The 210-nt window shown below is 49.0% G+C and carries 1 pseudogene; it reads left to right on the top strand.

Annotated elements, in window-relative coordinates:
• A pseudogene (locus tag AACT35_RS12545) lies at positions 1 to 210 on the top strand (photosystem II q(b) protein); the annotation flags it as partial.

The following is a 210-nucleotide window of genomic DNA, read 5'->3' as shown; positions in this document are numbered from 1 at the left end:
GTCGCAGGTTCTCTTCTCTACGGTAACAACATCGTCTCTGGCGCAGTTGTACCTTCTTCTAACGCAATTGGTCTCCACTTCTACCCCATCTGGGAAGCTGCTTCTCTAGATGAGTGGTTGTACAACGGTGGCCCTTACCAGTTGGTAATTTTCCACTTCCTCATTGGTGTTTTCTGCTACATGGGTCGTGAGTGGGAACTTTCTTACCGC

The sequence above is a fragment of the Synechococcus sp. BDU 130192 genome, from assembly GCF_963876085.1.
GTDB lineage: Bacteria > Cyanobacteriota > Cyanobacteriia > Cyanobacteriales > MRBY01 > MRBY01.
This window is presented reverse-complemented; position numbering and strand designations above follow the sequence as displayed.